13 protein-coding genes and 1 tRNA gene are annotated in these 16,292 nt (G+C 67.4%); 13 read left to right on the forward strand and 1 reads right to left on the reverse strand.

The window, feature by feature from the left end; genetic code table 11:
* The first annotated feature begins 49 nt into the window (after positions 1-49).
* The 12 genes from rnr (at position 50) to KDH83_RS11965 (ending at position 13,100) form a co-directional block, all read left to right on the forward strand.
* Positions 50-2,497 carry a ribonuclease R gene (gene rnr, locus KDH83_RS11910; RefSeq protein WP_212315839.1) on the forward strand — a complete coding sequence of 816 codons (2,448 nt, stop codon included), beginning with the start codon at positions 50-52 and terminating at the stop codon, positions 2,495-2,497.
* A gap of 326 nt (positions 2,498-2,823) precedes the next feature.
* Positions 2,824-3,561 carry a 23S rRNA (guanosine(2251)-2'-O)-methyltransferase RlmB gene (gene rlmB, locus KDH83_RS11915; protein ID WP_212315841.1) on the forward strand — a complete coding sequence of 246 codons (738 nt, stop codon included), beginning with the start codon at positions 2,824-2,826 and terminating at the stop codon, positions 3,559-3,561.
* 125 nt (positions 3,562-3,686) lie between these two features.
* Complete coding sequence (locus tag KDH83_RS11920; RefSeq protein WP_212315850.1) at positions 3,687-4,931, forward strand: cystathionine gamma-synthase family protein; 1,245 nt, start codon at positions 3,687-3,689, stop codon at positions 4,929-4,931.
* Between the two features lie 71 nt (positions 4,932-5,002).
* Positions 5,003-5,683: a Fe2+-dependent dioxygenase gene (locus KDH83_RS11925; protein WP_212315852.1), complete on the forward strand. Its 681-nt coding sequence runs from the start codon at positions 5,003-5,005 to the stop codon at positions 5,681-5,683.
* A 359-nt stretch (positions 5,684-6,042) separates the two neighbouring features.
* The gene (locus KDH83_RS11930) at positions 6,043-6,315 is read left to right on the forward strand and encodes an HU family DNA-binding protein (protein WP_003812968.1); all 273 of its coding nucleotides are present in this window, start codon (positions 6,043-6,045) and stop codon (positions 6,313-6,315) included.
* Between the two features lie 157 nt (positions 6,316-6,472).
* Positions 6,473-6,548, forward strand: a tRNA-Val gene (locus tag KDH83_RS11935).
* Between the two features lie 463 nt (positions 6,549-7,011).
* A complete protein-coding gene (locus KDH83_RS11940) occupies positions 7,012-7,803 on the forward strand; it encodes an energy transducer TonB (protein WP_212315854.1) in 792 nt (263 codons plus the stop codon).
* A gap of 1 nt (position 7,804) precedes the next feature.
* Positions 7,805-8,764, forward strand: a complete 960-nt coding sequence (locus KDH83_RS11945) for a MotA/TolQ/ExbB proton channel family protein (protein WP_212315857.1) — start codon at positions 7,805-7,807, stop codon at positions 8,762-8,764.
* Positions 8,765-9,241: a biopolymer transporter ExbD gene (locus KDH83_RS11950; protein ID WP_212315859.1), complete on the forward strand. Its 477-nt coding sequence runs from the start codon at positions 8,765-8,767 to the stop codon at positions 9,239-9,241.
* A 77-nt stretch (positions 9,242-9,318) separates the two neighbouring features.
* The gene (locus KDH83_RS11955; protein ID WP_212315860.1) at positions 9,319-9,990 is read left to right on the forward strand and encodes a response regulator transcription factor; all 672 of its coding nucleotides are present in this window, start codon (positions 9,319-9,321) and stop codon (positions 9,988-9,990) included.
* A 159-nt stretch (positions 9,991-10,149) separates the two neighbouring features.
* A complete protein-coding gene (locus tag KDH83_RS11960) occupies positions 10,150-11,175 on the forward strand; it encodes an ATP-binding protein (RefSeq protein ID WP_212315872.1) in 1,026 nt (341 codons plus the stop codon).
* A complete protein-coding gene (locus KDH83_RS11965) occupies positions 11,172-13,100 on the forward strand; it encodes a potassium transporter Kup (protein WP_212315862.1) in 1,929 nt (642 codons plus the stop codon). Before KDH83_RS11960 ends, KDH83_RS11965 begins: the two co-directional genes overlap by 4 nt.
* Positions 13,101-13,385: 285 nt before the next feature.
* On the opposite strand, the gene argG is transcribed toward KDH83_RS11965, so the two are convergent.
* Positions 13,386-14,720, reverse strand: coding sequence for an argininosuccinate synthase (gene argG / locus KDH83_RS11970; RefSeq protein WP_212315864.1), 1,335 nt, complete (start codon positions 14,718-14,720; stop codon positions 13,386-13,388).
* Positions 14,721-14,939: 219 nt separating this feature from the next.
* Here argG and KDH83_RS11975 point away from each other — a divergent pair, with 219 nt between their 5' ends.
* Complete coding sequence (locus tag KDH83_RS11975) at positions 14,940-16,226, forward strand: efflux transporter outer membrane subunit (RefSeq protein WP_212315866.1); 1,287 nt, start codon at positions 14,940-14,942, stop codon at positions 16,224-16,226.
* Positions 16,227-16,292 lie beyond the last annotated feature (66 nt).

Below are 16,292 nucleotides of genomic sequence, written 5' to 3' on the forward strand. Positions count from 1 at the left end.
GCCTTGGGCGAACCACAGAAGCTGCGCATTATATACGGAAATTTTAGCTTTGGCAAAACGATCGAATAACGACTCGAATAACAACAGATCAACCCCCTTGCCCGAAGCGCCTCCCGACTTCGATCCTGATGTTCCGTCTCGCGAAGCCATATTGAAGGCGTTGCGCGGCGCGGGAGCGCCCTTGTCGCCGGCCGAGCTGGCCGAGCGCATGGGCGTCGAGCGCGAGGCGACCATGGTCGGCTTCGAGCGCCGCCTCGCCGCCATGGAACGCGATGGTCAACTGATGCCCAACCGCAAGGGCGTGCTGCTGCTGGCCACCAAGCTGGACTTCGTGGCCGGCAAGGTGCTGGGCCACCGCGATGGTTTCGGCTTCCTGCTGCGCGACGACGGCGGCCCGGACCTGTTCCTGTCGCCGCGCGAGATGCTCAAGGTGCTGCATGGCGACCGCGTGTTGGTCAAGCCGGGCGGCGAGTATCGCGGCAAGCCCGAAGGCACCATCGTCGAGGTCATCGAGCGCCGCACCAACAAGCTGGTCGGTCGCTTTCTGCACGAGCATGGCCTGTCCATCGTGGTGCCGGAAGACCAGCGCATCAAGCACGACATCCTGATCCCGCCCAGCGACACCAACGGCGCCCAGCACGGGCAGGTGGTGGCGGTCGAGATCATGGCGCAGCCCACCCGCCACACGCAGCCGCTGGGCCGTGTGTCCGAGGTGCTGGGCGAGATCGACGATCCCGGCATGGAGATCGAGATCGCGGTGCGCAAGTTCGACGTGCCGGTGGAATTCTCCGAAGCCGCCCGCAAGCAGGCCGCGCGCCTGCCCGACGTGGTCCGCAAGGGCGACCTGAAGGACCGCGTCGACCTGCGCGACGTGCCGCTGATCACCATCGACGGCGAGGACGCCCGCGACTTCGACGACGCCGTCTACTGCGAGCCGGTGGAACTGGGCACGGGCCAGCGCAAGCGTCCGGGCTGGCGCCTGCTGGTGGCGATCGCCGACGTCAGCCACTACGTGCGGCCCGGTGACGCGCTGGACGACGACGCCGTCGAGCGCGGCACCAGCGTCTATTTCCCGCGCCGGGTCATCCCGATGCTGCCGGAGTCGCTGTCCAACGGCCTGTGCTCGCTGAACCCCGAGGTGGACCGCCTGGTGCTGGTCTGCGACATGGTCATCCCGGCCAGCGGCGCCAAGGCCGGCACGGTCACGGCCTACCAGTTCTACAACGCGGTCATGTACTCGCATGCCCGCACCACCTACACCAACATCTGGGCCGCGCTGCAGCAGCCCGGCGGGCCGGCCGCGCATGCCATGCGCTCGGTCATGCCCCAGGTGCAGCACCTGTACGAGCTGTACCAGCTGCTGGCGCAGGGCCGCAAGAAGCGCGGCGCCATCGATTTCGATACGGTGGAAACCAAGATCGTCTGCAACGAGCTGGGCCGCATCGAGCAGATCGCGCCGTCGGTGCGCAACGACGCGCACAAGCTGATCGAAGAGTGCATGCTGGCCGCCAATACCTGCGCGGCCGACTTCATGACGCGCAGCAAGCATCCCGGCCTGTATCGCATCCACGAAGGCCCGACGCCGGAACGCCTGCAATCGCTGCGCGAGTTCCTGCGCACCATGGGCTTGTCGACGCTGGGCGGGGGCGAGACGCCCACGGCCAAGGACTACGGCGACTTCCTGGACAGCGTGCGCGGCCGTCCCGATTACCAGCTGCTGCAGACCATGTGCCTGCGCTCCATGCAGCAGGCCATCTACAGCCCGGACAATCTCGGCCACTTCGGCCTGGCCTATCCCGGCTACAGCCACTTCACGTCGCCGATCCGCCGTTATCCCGACCTGCTGACGCATCGCGTCATCAAGGCGCTGCTGGCCGGCCAGCGTTATGTGCCCAGCCTGGACGAGCACGCGGTGGTCATCGGCCGCACCCAGCGCGAGCACGAGCACGCCATCTGGGAAAAACTGGGCCTGATGCTGTCGGCCTGCGAGCGGCGCGCCGACGAAGCCTCGCGCGACGTCGAGGCCTGGCTCAAGTGCTGGTTCGTCAAGGAGCGCGTGGGCGAGGACTTCAGCGGCACGGTCACGGGCGTGGCCAGCTTCGGCATCTTCGTCACGCTGGATACGCTGCATGTCGAAGGGCTGGTGCATGTGTCGGAACTGGGCGGCGAGTACTTCCAGTTCAACGACGCGCTGCACGAGCTGCGCGGCGAACGCACCGGCATGCGCTACCGCCTGACCGACAAGGTGCAGGTGCAGGTGTCGCGCGTGGATCTGGAAGCGCGCCGTATCGAGTTCCGCCTGGTCCAGGGCACCAGCTTCGACGCCTTGCGCAAGGCGTCGGCGCGCGGTCCCGACGACGGCTCGCGCCGCGTCAAGAAGGCGGCGGCGCCCAAGCCGGCGGCCCTGAAAGGCCAGACCGCCAAGGTGCGCCGCGCCGAGGCCAAGAAGGCCGGCCGGCCCGCCAAGCACGCGGCGGCGAAAAAGCCAAAGAGGTAGACCCACCCCCGAGGCGCTACGCGCCTCCCCCCTCAAGGGGGCGCCGCGACGGACCGGCAAAGCCGGCTCCGTGCGGCCCAGATGGGCGGCGGCGTAGCACGGGGATGGCTTTTCTTCTTGTCTAGGCGCCGAGGAAATTCTGGCGGAAACGAGGCGTTTCGTGTGGCGAGGGCATTCACGGCGATCTTGCGCGCGTGTCCCATTATTGCGAGACAGTCGTTGGCCGCCGCCCCTTAAGGGGTAACATTGCGGCTATGGCCGGCGCTGTCCGGCGGCCCGTCCCGATGTGGGGCGGGTATTCGTTTTTCTAAAGGTATTGCATAGTTATGGCGTCGACCCAAGTCCTGGCCGGGTTTCACGCGGTGGTCGCGCGGCTGCGCCACGCGCCCGATTCGATCAAGGAAATCTACGTAGAAGCGTCGCGCCGCGACAAGCGCATGCAGACGTTCATCGAGCAGGCCGAGCGCGCCGGCTGCCGCCTGCATCCGGTCGGCATGGAGCGCCTGGACGGCCTGGCGCGCGGCACCCGCCACCAGGGCGTGGTGGCGCTGGCCGAAGAGCGCCAGCTGGCGGTGGACGTCGATGAAGTGCTCGACGTGATCGAAGGGCCGCCGCTGCTGCTGATCCTGGACGGCGTGACCGATCCGCACAACCTGGGCGCCTGCCTGCGCACGGCCGACGCGGCCGGCGTGCACGCGGTGATCGCGCCACGCGATCGCGCGGTGGGCCTGAACAGCACCGTGCAGCGCGTGGCCTGCGGCGCAGCCGACACCGTGCCCTACCTGATGGTCACCAACCTGGCGCGCACCATGCGCAGCCTGAAGGACCGCGGCGTGTGGCTGGTCGGCACCGACGACCAGGCCAGCGACAGCATGCACCAGATCGACGCGCGTCAGCCCATGGCCTGGGTCATGGGGGCGGAAGGCGAGGGCATGCGCCGCCTGACCCGCGAGACCTGCGACCAGCTCGTCAATATTCCCATGCTGGGTTCGGTGGAAAGCCTGAACGTCAGCGTGGCCAGCGCCGTCTGCCTGTACGAGACCGTGCGCCAGCGGCAAGCCTGATTTTTCGCAGTCTTCACGCAGTTTCCTCGCTGTATTCATGCCGCCGGGGCTCGCGGGCCCCGGCGGGATTTCGCCGCGATGCGCGGCGACCCCGGGTTTCCGTCCACCAGAACTGATCGTCCATCATGCGCCAGAACGGCTTCACCACCACCATCCTGCACTCCGACCGCCATCAATCCGTCGAGCACGGAGCGGTGCACAAGCCCATGCATCCGTCGTCCGAGTTCGCCTACGAAGACGCGCGCGAACTGGCCGCCGTGTTCCAGGGCAAGGCCGGCTTCACCTACGCGCGCCAGGGCACGCCCACGACCACGGCGCTGGAAGCCAAGATCACGCAAATGGAGGGCGGCAAGAGTTCGGTCAGCTTCTCGACGGGCATGGCGGCGCTGTCCGCGATCTTCACCACGCTGCTGCGCCGGGGCGATCATCTGGTGTCCAGCCAGTACGTGTTCGGCAACACCAACAGCCTGCTGGGCACGCTGCTGGAACTGGGCGTGGAAATCACCTTCGTGGACGCGACCGACTCGGCCCAGGTGCGCGAGGCGATCCGGCCGAATACCCGTATGGTGTTCACCGAGACCATCGCCAACCCCGGCACGCAGGTGGCCGACCTGGCGGTGATCGGCGAGATCTGCCGCGAGCGCGGCCTGGTCTATGTGGTGGACAATACGCTGACCTCGCCGTGGATGTTCCGGCCGTCGTCGGTGGGCGCCTCGCTGGTCATGAACTCGCTGTCCAAGTACATCGGCGGCCACGGCAACGCGCTGGGCGGCGCGGTCACCGACACCGGGCTGTACGACTGGAGCGGCTACGACAACATCTACGAGGCCTACCGCAAGGGGGCGGCCACCGGCTGGGGGCTGACGCAGATCAAGAAGAAGGGCCTGCGCGACATGGGCGGCACGCTGGCGGCCGAGCCGGCGCACCGCATCGCGGTTGGCGCCGAGACGCTGGCGCTGCGCATGGCCAAGCATTGCTCGAACGCGCTGGCGCTGGCGCGTTTCCTGGAATCGCACCGCGGCGTGGCCAAGGTGCATTATCCCGGCCTGGAAAGCCATCCGCAGCACGCGCGCGCCGCGGCGCTGTTCGGTTCGCGCTTCGGCGGCCTGCTGGGCGTGGAGCTGGCCGATGGCGTGGACTGCTTCGATTTCCTGAACCGCCTGCGCATCGTGCTGATGGCCACGCACCTGGGCGACACGCGCAGCCTGGCGCTGCCCGCCGCCCACACCATCTATTACGAAATGGGTGCCGAGCGGCGCCAGCAGATGGGCATCGCGGACAGCCTGATCCGCGTGTCGGTGGGCATCGAGGACGAGGGCGACCTGCTGTTTGACTTCGATCAGGCGCTCAACGGCTGCCTGCAAGGATAATTCGGGCATTCACGGCGCCGGTCCGTCCGGCGCGCGCCCGCGCACGTGTAGAAAGAACCAAGGCCAGACCCATGCTGATACAGATCGCCGATGTCTTCACGCCCGAGGAGGCCCTTGAGATCCGCCGCCGCCTGGACGCGGCCGAATGGGTGGACGGCAAGGTGACCGCGGGCTACCAGTCCGCCGAGGTCAAGCGCAACCGCCAACTGCCCGAGCAGCATCCGCTGGCCCAGGAGCTGGGCAACCTGATCCTGCAGCGGCTGAGCGCCAACAACCTGTTCATGTCGGCCGCGCTGCCGCGCAAGATCTTTCCGCCGCTGTTCAACCGCTACGAGGGCGGCGAGGCCTTCGGCTATCACGTCGACAACGCGGTGCGCGCGCTGTCCGGCGGATCCGAGCGCGTGCGCACCGACCTGTCGGCCACGCTGTTCTTCTCGGATCCCGATTCCTATGACGGTGGCGAGCTGGTGATCGACGACACCTATGGCCCGCGCGCGGTCAAGCTGCCGGCCGGACACATGGTGCTATATCCCGGCACCAGTCTTCACAAAGTGAACCCCGTCACGCGCGGCGCGCGCGTCAGCTCGTTCTTCTGGATGCAGAGCCTGGTGCGCGAAGACAGCCAGCGCGCGCTGCTGCTGGACATGGACGTGGCCATACAGCGCCTGAATCAGGACGCCGCGGGTCATCCGTCCATCGTGCAGCTGACGGGCATCTATCACAATTTGCTGCGTCGCTGGGTCGACGTCTGAGCGCGGCGCGCGAGGCGCAAGAGCGCTGTCGCGCAAACCCCGAAATGCGTGTTTTTGTTTATTGCGAAAGCGGCTAAAAGCTAGTATTGGCGCGGGTTGTGGTGAGGTTTTCGCTTGACAGTCGCCCAGGGCCAAGGCCTAATACACGTCTGCGTCGCTGGGGGTTCGACGGCTTTTTGCCGTCCAACTTCAAGCGGCGCAGCAGTTTAAAAGTTGTGCTTTGCAGCGCAAGAAAAAGTTTATCCACTAGTCTGTTCGTCGTTTGCCGGTACGTTCGCGTCAAGACGCGTGCCGTTCCAATGTGGCCGTCATGCAGTCGGGTTCCGGCAAACTCCATACCTTGTGAGGGGTACATCTGAATGAACAAAACCGAACTCATCGATCACATCGCCAGCAAGGCCGATATCTCGAAGGCTGCCGCCGGCCGTTCGCTCGACGCCCTGATCGGTGCCGTCAAGACCACCCTGAAGAAGGGCGGCACGGTCACCCTGGTTGGCTTCGGCACGTTCGCCGTGTCGGCTCGCGCTGCGCGCACCGGCCGTAACCCGCGCACCGGCGAGACCATCAAGATCAAGAAGGCCAAGGTGCCGAAGTTCCGTCCCGGCAAGGCCCTGAAGGACGCCGTCAACTAATTGACGAGGCGGATCGGGCTGGCCACGGCGCCAGCTGATTTGCCGACAAATACGCGGTCCGGTATACTCCGGCCCGCGTATTGCTTTTGAGTACCCCGTCGGCCTTTTCATGTGTAGTCCAGCAATGGCTGCGCGTCGGAAATTCCGGCAACCTGACGGGTGCTTAGCTCAGTTGGTAGAGCGGCGCCCTTACAAGGCGTAGGTCACAGGTTCGACCCCTGTAGCACCCACCAGAAGCACGCAAGACTGAAAACCCGCACATATCGATGGTGCGGGTTTTTTGTTTTGGGCGGCATGTCGTCGTTGCCGTTTTCGCGGATCGTTCCGGCAGGAGGTTTCATGTGCATGGATGTTCCATGTGATCGATCCCTTTGCCGTTCCATCGCGCCCGCGTCCGCCCTATCCGCGTTCCATGCGTCGCATCGTCCGCTGGCGTCGTTCCATGCATTCCTGATTTCATGCCGCGTGTTCCGGCATCACGATGCGGGCAGGCGGGCTGCATTCGCGCGCACAGGCCGCGAAGCGCCGCCATGCGCGGCATCAAGCATGTGATTAAGTATCAGACGAAATAGGACGTGCGAATCATTCGCATTTAAGCTATGATGCTTGGCTTGTACCGGTCAGCCGGCGTCGCCTTGCGGTGCGCGTCATTCGGGTCTGGCTGGCCAGATAAGTCCATGTGCCCCCGGCTGATTCATGCCTAGTTTTCAACACGGTTCGAACGCTTCATCGCCGTCCTCTTCCATCGGTTTACGCGCAGGCGCCGGCCTGGTGGTCCTTGCCTTGCATGCGGCCGTCGTCGGCGCCATTTTCATGGCGCCTCCCGAGGCTCCCAAGCTGGAACAGCCCGAGACCATCATGGTGAGCGTGATCGAGGCGCCGGTGGCGCAGGTCGCCAAGGCCGAGGAACCCGCGCCGGAAGTGCCGCAGCCCGTCGTCGAGCCGCCGCCGCCCGAGCCGCAGGTCGAGCCCGAGCCGGAAACCAAGCCGGATCCGGAACCCGAGCCCGAACCCGAGCCGGTGGTCGAAAAGCCGCCGATGCCCGCGCCCAAGCCGAAGCCCAAACCCAAGCCCAAGCCGCAGCCCAAGCAGGAAGCGCCCAAGCAGGAGCCCAAGCCTGACACGCCGCCCGCGCAGCCCACCGGCACGCCCGAAGGCAGCCAGGCCACGCAAAGCCCGCAGCAGGGGCCGCCGCCCGACCAGCCCGAGCTGGTGTCCAGCGTCGAATACCTGGGCGCCAAGCCGACCGCCAACTATCCTATGGCGTCGCGCCGCATGCGCGAGGAAGGCCGGGTGGTGGTGCTGGTGGAAATCAACAACCAGGGCCTGGTCGTGAGCGCGCGCGTCGATTCCTCTTCCGGTTCGCCGCGCCTGGACGAGGCGGCGCTGACCGCCATCCGCAAGGCCCGCTTCAAGCCCTATACCCGTAATGGCGTGGCCTATGCCGCCAAAGCCAAAATTCCTTTCGATTTCGTAATGAGGAACTGAGATGTCCAACGCAATGCATAGCGCCACGCTGGTGGCGCAGGCGACCACCAGCCCGGCCGCGCCGGCTGCCGCCGGTGCGGCGGCGCCCGCCGCCCAGCAAGCCGCCACGGCGGCCGGCGGCGTGGCGCAGCAGGCTGCCGGCGCCGTCCAGCAGACCGCCGACGCGCTGCACGGCGCCGCTGCCGCGCTGCCCGCCGCTTCGGCCCCGCCGGTCGCCACGCCGGACATGGGCTTCCTGCATTTCGTCGCGCAGAGCGACTTTGTCGGCAAGAGCCTGTTCATCATCCTGATCCTGATGTCGCTGGTCACCTGGTACCTGATCCTGGTCAAGGTCGCCAGCAACGTCAGCATGCGCAAGCGCTCGCGCGACTTCCTGAACAAGTTCTGGAACGCCAGCTCGCTGGAGCAGGTCGAGAACGAAATCGTCACCCACGGCGCGCGCGATCCCTTCTCGCACCTGGCCAGCCACGCCATGCACGCGCAGGCGCACCACAACAAGTTCGGCGCCACCAAGCTGGAAGAATCCGGCTCCAGCTCCGAGTTCGTCACCCGCACCATGCGCAAGGTGATCGACGAGGAAACCGCCAAGCTGGAAAACGGCCTGACGGTGCTGGCCTCGGTCGGTTCGACCGCGCCCTTCGTGGGCCTGTTCGGCACGGTCTGGGGCGTGTACCACGCGCTGGTGGGCATCGGCCTGTCCGACGGCGTGACCATCAACCGCATCGCCGGTCCGGTGGGCGAGGCCCTGATCATGACCGGCCTGGGCCTGGCGGTGGCGATTCCGGCGGTTCTGGCGTACAACACCTTCGTGCGCAACAACCGCGTGTTCCTGTCTCGCCTGGACGCCTTCGCGCACGACCTGTTCGCGTTCCTGACCACTGGCCAGCAAGTCGCGCTGTCCGACGGCAAGGTGCGCGCCCTGCGCCGCCAGAACGGCGGCGCCCAACGCGGGAGCGAATAAATGGCCTTTGGCAGCTTCGAGGGCAAGGGAGGCGGCTCCAATACCGTCTCCGAGATCAACATGGTGCCCCTGATCGACGTCATGCTGGTGCTGCTGGTGATCTTCATCATCACGGCGCCGCTGCTGGCGCACTCGATCAAGATCAACATGCCCCAGGTGGCGGCCGAGCAGATCGAGGAAGAGCCCAAGACCGTGGACCTGGCCATCGACGCCAGCGGCGCGCTGTTCTGGGACGAGAAGCCGGTCAACATCGACGACCTGCCCAATCGCTTCAAGGCGCTGGCCGGCGACAAGCCGCAGCCCGAGATCCGCATCCGCGCCGACCAGAACACCCGCTACGAGACGCTGGCCAAGGTCATGGCCTCGGCTCGCCGTTCCGGTATGACACGCATTGGTTTTGTCACCACGCCGCCGACCGGCGGCAACGGCCAGGGCGCCGCGGCGGAGCAGGGGGGCGCGCCAGCCCCCGCCCGCTGAGCCGGATATTGAACGAATCCCGATCACGGGGCGCCGCTGGCGCCCCGTTTTCGTCGGGATCGCGCTAGAATCCCGGCATGCGAGTTCTGGTAATCGAAGACGACACCACCCTGGGCCACGCGCTCCAGGAATTCCTGGCCGACCAGGGGTATGCGGTCGACTGGCTGACCGAAGGCGACCGCGTGCTCGGCGCGCTGGCCGGCCAGCCATACGACCTGCTGCTGCTCGACCTCAACCTGCCCGGCATGAGCGGCCTGGATGTCCTGCGCCAGCTGCGCCAGGACGGCAACCAGGTTCCCGTGCTGATTCTGACCGCCCGCGACGGCATCGAAGATCGCGTGGCCGGGCTGGATGCCGGCGCCGACGACTACGTCACCAAGCCCTTTGAATTGCCCGAGCTGGCCGCCCGCGTGCGCGCCTTCGGTCGCCGCCGCGCCGGACAGGCCCAGCCGCTGATCGAGGTCGGTCCGCTCAGCTTCGACACCGTCGGCCGGGAAGTGCGGGCCAACGGCCAGCGCCTGGCGCTGTCGGTGCGCGAACTTTCCGTGCTGGAGATGCTGATGGCCCGCGTGGGCCGTGTCGTGACCAAGCGGCAGATCGTCAATTCGCTGTCCGCCTGGGATGCCGATTTCAGCGAGAATGCCGTCGAGGTCTATGTGTACCGCCTGCGCAAGCGCCTGGAAGGCACCGGCGCCAGCATCCAGACGGTGCGCGGTTTCGGCTATATGCTGGATGTCGAAGCGGCCTGACGGCCGATTGCGGCCGCCTCGCGCCGGCCGCGACCATCCTCCCGCCTACCCTGAGGGCCCCGGGCCATGACGCAGGAACGCATTCTTCCCGCCGCCGCTCCGGCCTCGCGCCCGCTGCTTCCTTCCCGTTCCCTGGCCCGGCATCTGGTCATCCGGCTGATGCCGCCCATCCTGCTGCTGGTCCTGCTGGACCTGGTCGCCACCTGGGTCATCACGCACAAGATCGAGATGTCGATGTGGATGCTGGAGGATTTCCTCTGGCTGATGGTGCTGGGGCAGATCGTGCTGATCGTGATGTTCACCTGGGTGGTGGTGCAGGGCGTGCGCTCGGGCCTGCGCTCGGTGAACCATCTGTCCGAAGAGATCCGCCAGCGTTCCATCGACGACATGCAGCCGCTGGAAGTGGCCGGCGTGCCGGTCGAGATCGAGCCGCTGGTCACGCACACCAACGACCTGCTGCTGCGCCTGGACGCCTCGCTGGCGGCGCAGCGGCGCTTCATCGGCCATGCGGCCCATCAGTTGCGCACGCCTTTGTCCGGGCTGCGGCTGGAATCCGAGCTGATGCTGGCGCGGCCCCTGCCGGACGACGTGCGTGCGCGCGCCGAGCGCATCAAGGCGGTCAGCGACCGCATGATCCGCCTGGGCCAGCAGCTGCTGGTGCTGGCGCGCGCCGATCCCAATGCCCGGCCTCAAGACAGCTTCGTGCGCATCGACCTGTGCGAATGGGTGCGGTCGAACGGGGCCGAGTGGTTTCCCCGGGCGCGCGAGGCGCGCCATGAGCTGGACCTGGTGGCGCCGGACACGCCGATCTGGATCGACGCCGACCCGCTGCTGCTGGCCGAGCTGCTGGGCAACCTGATCGACAACGCGCTGCGCTACGGCAACGAGACCGGCCGCATCGTGCTCATCGTGGGCGCCAACCCGCCGTCGCTGACGGTCGAGGATGACGGCCCCGGCATTCCGCCCGAAGAGCGCGACCGCGTGTTCGAGGCCTTCTATCGCTCGCCCACGGCGACCGCGGGCGGCTCGGGCCTGGGCCTGGCCATCGTGCGCGAGATCGCGCATGCGCACGGCGCCTGGTGGCGGCTCACCAGCCGCCCCGATTTTCCCGGAACGCGGCTGTCCGTCGTGTTCCCCGGCCCCCGCAAGGGAGCCCAACTCACTCGGCAAGAGCCCACATCATGAGCCAGGACACGGTCCGCGTTCCTAACTCGTCTTCCAGCCCGGCTGGCTTGGTGCATGCGCCATCGTCCAAGGCAGCGCTCGTCCTGGGGGCGCTGGGCGTGGTGTACGGCGACATCGGCACCAGCCCGCTCTACACCCTGCGGGCCTGCCTGACCGGGTTGAGCGTGCATACCGACCTGGAGCCGGCGCACCTGCTGGGCGTGCTGTCCATCCTGTTCTGGATGCTGATGGTGGTGGTGTCGTTCAAGTACGTGATGCTGGTGCTGCGCGCCGACAATCGGGGCGAAGGCGGCACGCTGGCGCTGCTGGAGCTGGCCGTGCGCGGTCGGGCAGGGCGGATGCGCTGGGTGCTGATCGTGCTGGGCATATTCGGCGCCGCGCTGTTCTATGGCGACAGCATGATCACGCCGGCGATTTCAGTGCTGTCGGCGCTGGAGGGCATCGGCATCGTTTCGCACCAGCTCGATGAGTGGGTCGTGCCGCTGGCGCTGCTGGTGCTGGTGGGCCTGTTCGTGATCCAGTCTCACGGCACCGGCCTGATGGGCAAGCTGTTCGGCCCGGTGATGGCGCTGTGGTTCGGCACGCTGGCGCTGCTGGGCGGCTGGCAGGTCTGGCAGACGCCGGAGGTGCTCAATGCGCTCAATCCCATGTGGGGCTTGCGCTTCATCGTTGAATTCCCCTGGATCAGCTTCGTGCTGCTGGGCGCCGTGGTGCTGGCGCTGACGGGCGCCGAGGCGCTGTACGCCGACATGGGCCACTTCGGTCGCCCCGCCATCCGCCGCGCCTGGTTCAGCATGGTGATGCCGGCGCTGACGCTGTGCTACTTCGGCCAGGGCGCGCTGCTGCTGCGCGATCCTGAGGCGATCCGCAATCCCTTCTTCCTGATGGCGCCCGACTGGGGCCTGGCGCCGCTGGTGGCGCTGGCCACCGTGGCCACCGTGGTGGCGTCGCAGGCGGTGATCTCGGGCGCGTACTCGGTCACGCGCCAGGCCGTGCAGCTGGGCTTCTGGCCGCGCATGCAGATCCTGCACACCTCGGCGGTCGAGAAGGGCCAGATCTACCTGCCCCAGGTCAACGCGCTGCTGCTGTGCGCCGTGCTGGTGCTGGTGCTGGTGTTCCGCAATTCCGACAACCTGGCCGCCGCCTACGGCTTCGCCGTGACCGGCACCATGCTGACCACCTCGGTGCTGGCCTTCGCCGTGCTGCCGCGTGGCAGCACCGGCGCCAAGCGCATGCTGTGGCTGGTGGCGCTGGGCCTCCTGCTGCTGTTCGACGTGCTGCTGTTCGCGGCCAACGTGTTCAAGATCCACGAAGGCGGCTGGCTGCCGCTGGTGGTGGCGATCGTCGTGTTCACGCTGATGATGACCTGGCGCCGGGGCCGCCGCCTGCTGTCCGAAATGCAGCAGCGCGACCGCCAGCCGCTCAAGGAATTCATGGAGCAGCTGGAGGAATACCCGCCGTCGCGCGTGCATGGCACCGCCATCTTCATGACCATGAACTCCGGCAACGTGCCGCCGGCGCTGCTGCACAACCTCAAGCACAACAAGGTGCTGCACGACCACGTGCTGTTCCTGACCATCCTGGTCGCGGACGTGCCCTACGTGTCCGAGGACGAACGCTTCACGGTCAACAAGCTCAGCGCCTCCAGCTGGCAGGCCACGGTGCACTACGGCTTCAAGGAAGATCCGGACGTGCCCGAGACCCTGCGCCAGGTGGCCGAGGCCTATCCGGAAATCGACCTGGAACCGATGCGCACCTCGTACTTCCTGTCGCGCCAGACCGTCGTCGCGGCCAAGAAACCGGCCCTGTGGCGCTGGCGCCGCGTGGTGTTCTCCTTCATGGCGCGCAACGCCACCCGCAGCACCAAGTTCTTCAAGATCCCGGCCAACCGCGTCGTGGAAATGGGCATGCAGGTCGAGCTGTAAAGGCGCCAGCCCCAAACAAAAAGCCCCTCGGCGTGCCGAGGGGCTTTTTGTTGAACCGCTATCGCACCCGATATCGATCGCCTCATCCGACGCACCCAATCCAAGGCGCGACATTCGAGGCACTTCCCATCGAGGTCGCGCGGAGCCGGCTTTGCCGGTCCGCAGCGACGCCCCCTTGAGGGGGAAGCGCGCAGCGCTTCGGGGGTGGGTTTCCACCCTGCGCGGAGCCGGCTTTGCCGGTCCGCAGCGACGCCCCTGGGGGAAGCGCGAAGCGCTCGGGGGGGCCTACTTCTTTTCGTCTTTCAGCTGCGGGATCGACGTGCCCGACGAAGCCAGCAGGCCGGTCTGCACATACGTGAACAGCTTGGCGCGCGTGTCGGTGATGTCGAGGTTGCGCATCGTCAGCTGGCCGATGCGGTCGGCCGGCGTGAACGGGGCGTTCTCGACCTTTTCCATCGACAGGCGCTCGGGAGCGTAGGTCAGGTTGGCCGATTCGGTGTTCAGCAGCGAGTAGTCGTTGCCGCGGCGCAGTTCCAGCGTGACTTCGCCGGTGACGGCGCGGGCCACCCAGCGCTGGGCGGTTTCGCGCAGCATGATGGCTTGCGGGTCGAACCAGCGGCCCTGGTACAGCAGGCGGCCCAGCTTGCGGCCGTTTTCGCGGTACTGCTCGATGGTGTCTTCGTTGTGGATGCCGGTGACCAGGCGCTCGTAGGCGATGAACAGCAGCGCCATGCCCGGGGCTTCGTAGATGCCGCGGCTTTTGGCCTCGATGATGCGGTTCTCGATCTGGTCGCTCATGCCCAGGCCGTGGCGGCCGCCGATGCGGTTGGCTTCGAGCATCAGCTCGACCGGGTCCGAGTATTCCACGCCGTTCAGCGCGACCGGCTGGCCTTCCTCGAAGCGCACCGTGACTTCCTCGGCCTTGACGGCCACGTCATCGCGCCAGAACGCCACGCCCATGATGGGCTTGACGATGCGGATGCCGGAGTTCAGGTGTTCCAGGTCCTTGGCCTCGTGCGTGGCGCCGAGCAGGTTGGAGTCGGTGGAGTAGGCCTTTTCGGCGGACATCTTGTAGTCGAAGCCGGCCTGGCGCATGTATTCGGACATTTCCGAACGGCCGCCCAGCTCGTCGATGAAGCGCTGGTCCAGCCAGGGCTTGTAGATCTTCAGGTCCGGGTTGGTCAGCAGGCCGTAGCGGTAGAAGCGCTCGATGTCGTTGCCCTTGAAGGTGCTGCCGTCGCCCCAGATGTTGACGTCGTCTTCCTTCATGGCGGCCACCAGCATGGTGCCGGTGACGGCGCGGCCGATGGGCGTGGTGTTGAAGTAGGTGATGCCGGCGGTCGAGATGTGGAAGGCGCCCGATTGCAGCGCGGCGATGCCTTCGGCGACCAGCTGCGGACGGCAGTCGATCAGGCGGGCGTTCTTGGCGCCGTAGGCCAGGGCCTTGCGCGGGATCTCGTCGTAGTCGGCCTCATCGGGCTGGCCCAGGTTCGCGGTGTAGGCGTAGGGGATGGCGCCGTTGTTGCGCATCCAGAGCAGCGCGGCGCTGGTGTCCAGGCCGCCGGAGAAGGCGATGCCGACCTTCTGGCCGGTGGGAAGGTTCGGGAGGATAGTGGTCATTGTTAGTGATGAGACGCCAACGGGACGGCAGCGGCCCAGGGCCGCCGGACAAGAAACGAATCGCTCTAGTTTACCGCTTTTGCCTTGATCGGGCGGGGGGCCAGGGCCGCCGGCGGGGCCGAAACTGTCAGGATTGTCAGGGGGCGGACAGCGCGGGGTCGGGCAGGCCTGCTTACAGTGGATGCGTCATCACGCATGCGGCCCGGAGCCGCCACGCACATGGAACCCAGCAGCGCATCGCCGGCGGCAAGGCTGGCCCCAAGAGGGGCGGCGGCCTGCCTGTCGCTGCTCCTGGCCCTGGCGGGTTGCGCGGCGGGGCCGGATTACCGGCGCCCGGCGCTGGATGTGCCGGCCGCCTACAAGGAAGCTGCCGGGGCGTCGAGCCCTTCGGGGCAGGCGCCGGATGCCGCCCAGGCTGGCGACCCGGCGGCGCCGCCGGCCAATGCCGCCGAGGAAACGGGGCCATGGCGCACCGCCGCGCCGGGCGCGATCGACAGCCGCCAGCCCTGGTGGCAGGCCTATGGCGATCCGACCCTGGATGCGCTGATCGTCCAGGCCAACGCCGCCAACCAGACCCTGCAGCAGGCCCAGGCCCAGTACCGTCAGGCGCGCGCCGCCTCGGATGCCGCCCGGGCCGCGTTCTGGCCGGTGGTGGGGGCGTCGGCGTCGGCCACCCGCGCGCGTGCCCTCAGCGGCGGCCAGGCCGTGCTGGGCAACAACTATTCGGCCGGGCTGAACGTGTCCTGGGAACCGGACATCTGGGGCGGCACGCGGCGCCAGGTCGAGGCCAGCGACGCCTCGGCCCAGGCCAGCCAGGCCAACCTGGCCGCCGCCCGCCTGAGCATCCAGGCCACGCTGGCGCAGGACTACATGCAGCTGCGCGCCACCGACCAGGCCATCGGCCTGTACGCCCGCACGCTGCAGGCCTATGAACGCACGCTGGCGCTGACCCGCAGCCAGTACGGCGCGGGCGTGGCGCTGCGCGCCGACGTGGCCCAGGCCGAGGCGCAGTTGAAGACCGCCCAGGCCCAGGCCATCGACCTGCAGGCCACGCGCAGCCAGCTGGAGCACGCCATCGCCATCCTGACGGGGCGCGCGCCGGCGCAATTCAGCCTGCCGCCCTTGCCGGCGGACCAGCCGTGGACGCCGCGCCTGCCCGACACGCCGGCCGGCCTGCCGTCCGCCCTGCTGGAACGGCGTCCCGACATCGCCGCGGCCGAGCGCGAGGCCGCAGCGGCCAATGCCGGCATCGGCGTGGCGCGGGCGGCGTATTTCCCCTCGCTGCTGCTGTCGGCCGGAGGCGGCTTCACCGCCGCCAGCTTCGCGCAGTGGTTCAACGCGCCCAGCCGCGTCTGGTCGCTGGGCGCGAGCCTGGCGCAGACCCTGTTCGACGGCGGCCTGCGGCGGGCGCGCGACGCGCAGGCGGGGGCGGCCCGGCTCTTTTACACAACTGACGCCGCCGACGATACCCCCTGTGTGGAGCTCGGGGGGGGCCGGATTCTTTAAAAAAAAAAAAACAAACGAAACACTTGGTATGGACGTAGCCTACGTAAGAGCAGTACGATGTCATAA

It is taken from the genome of Achromobacter sp. Marseille-Q0513, from assembly GCF_018195695.1.
Lineage (GTDB): Bacteria > Pseudomonadota > Gammaproteobacteria > Burkholderiales > Burkholderiaceae_B > Achromobacter.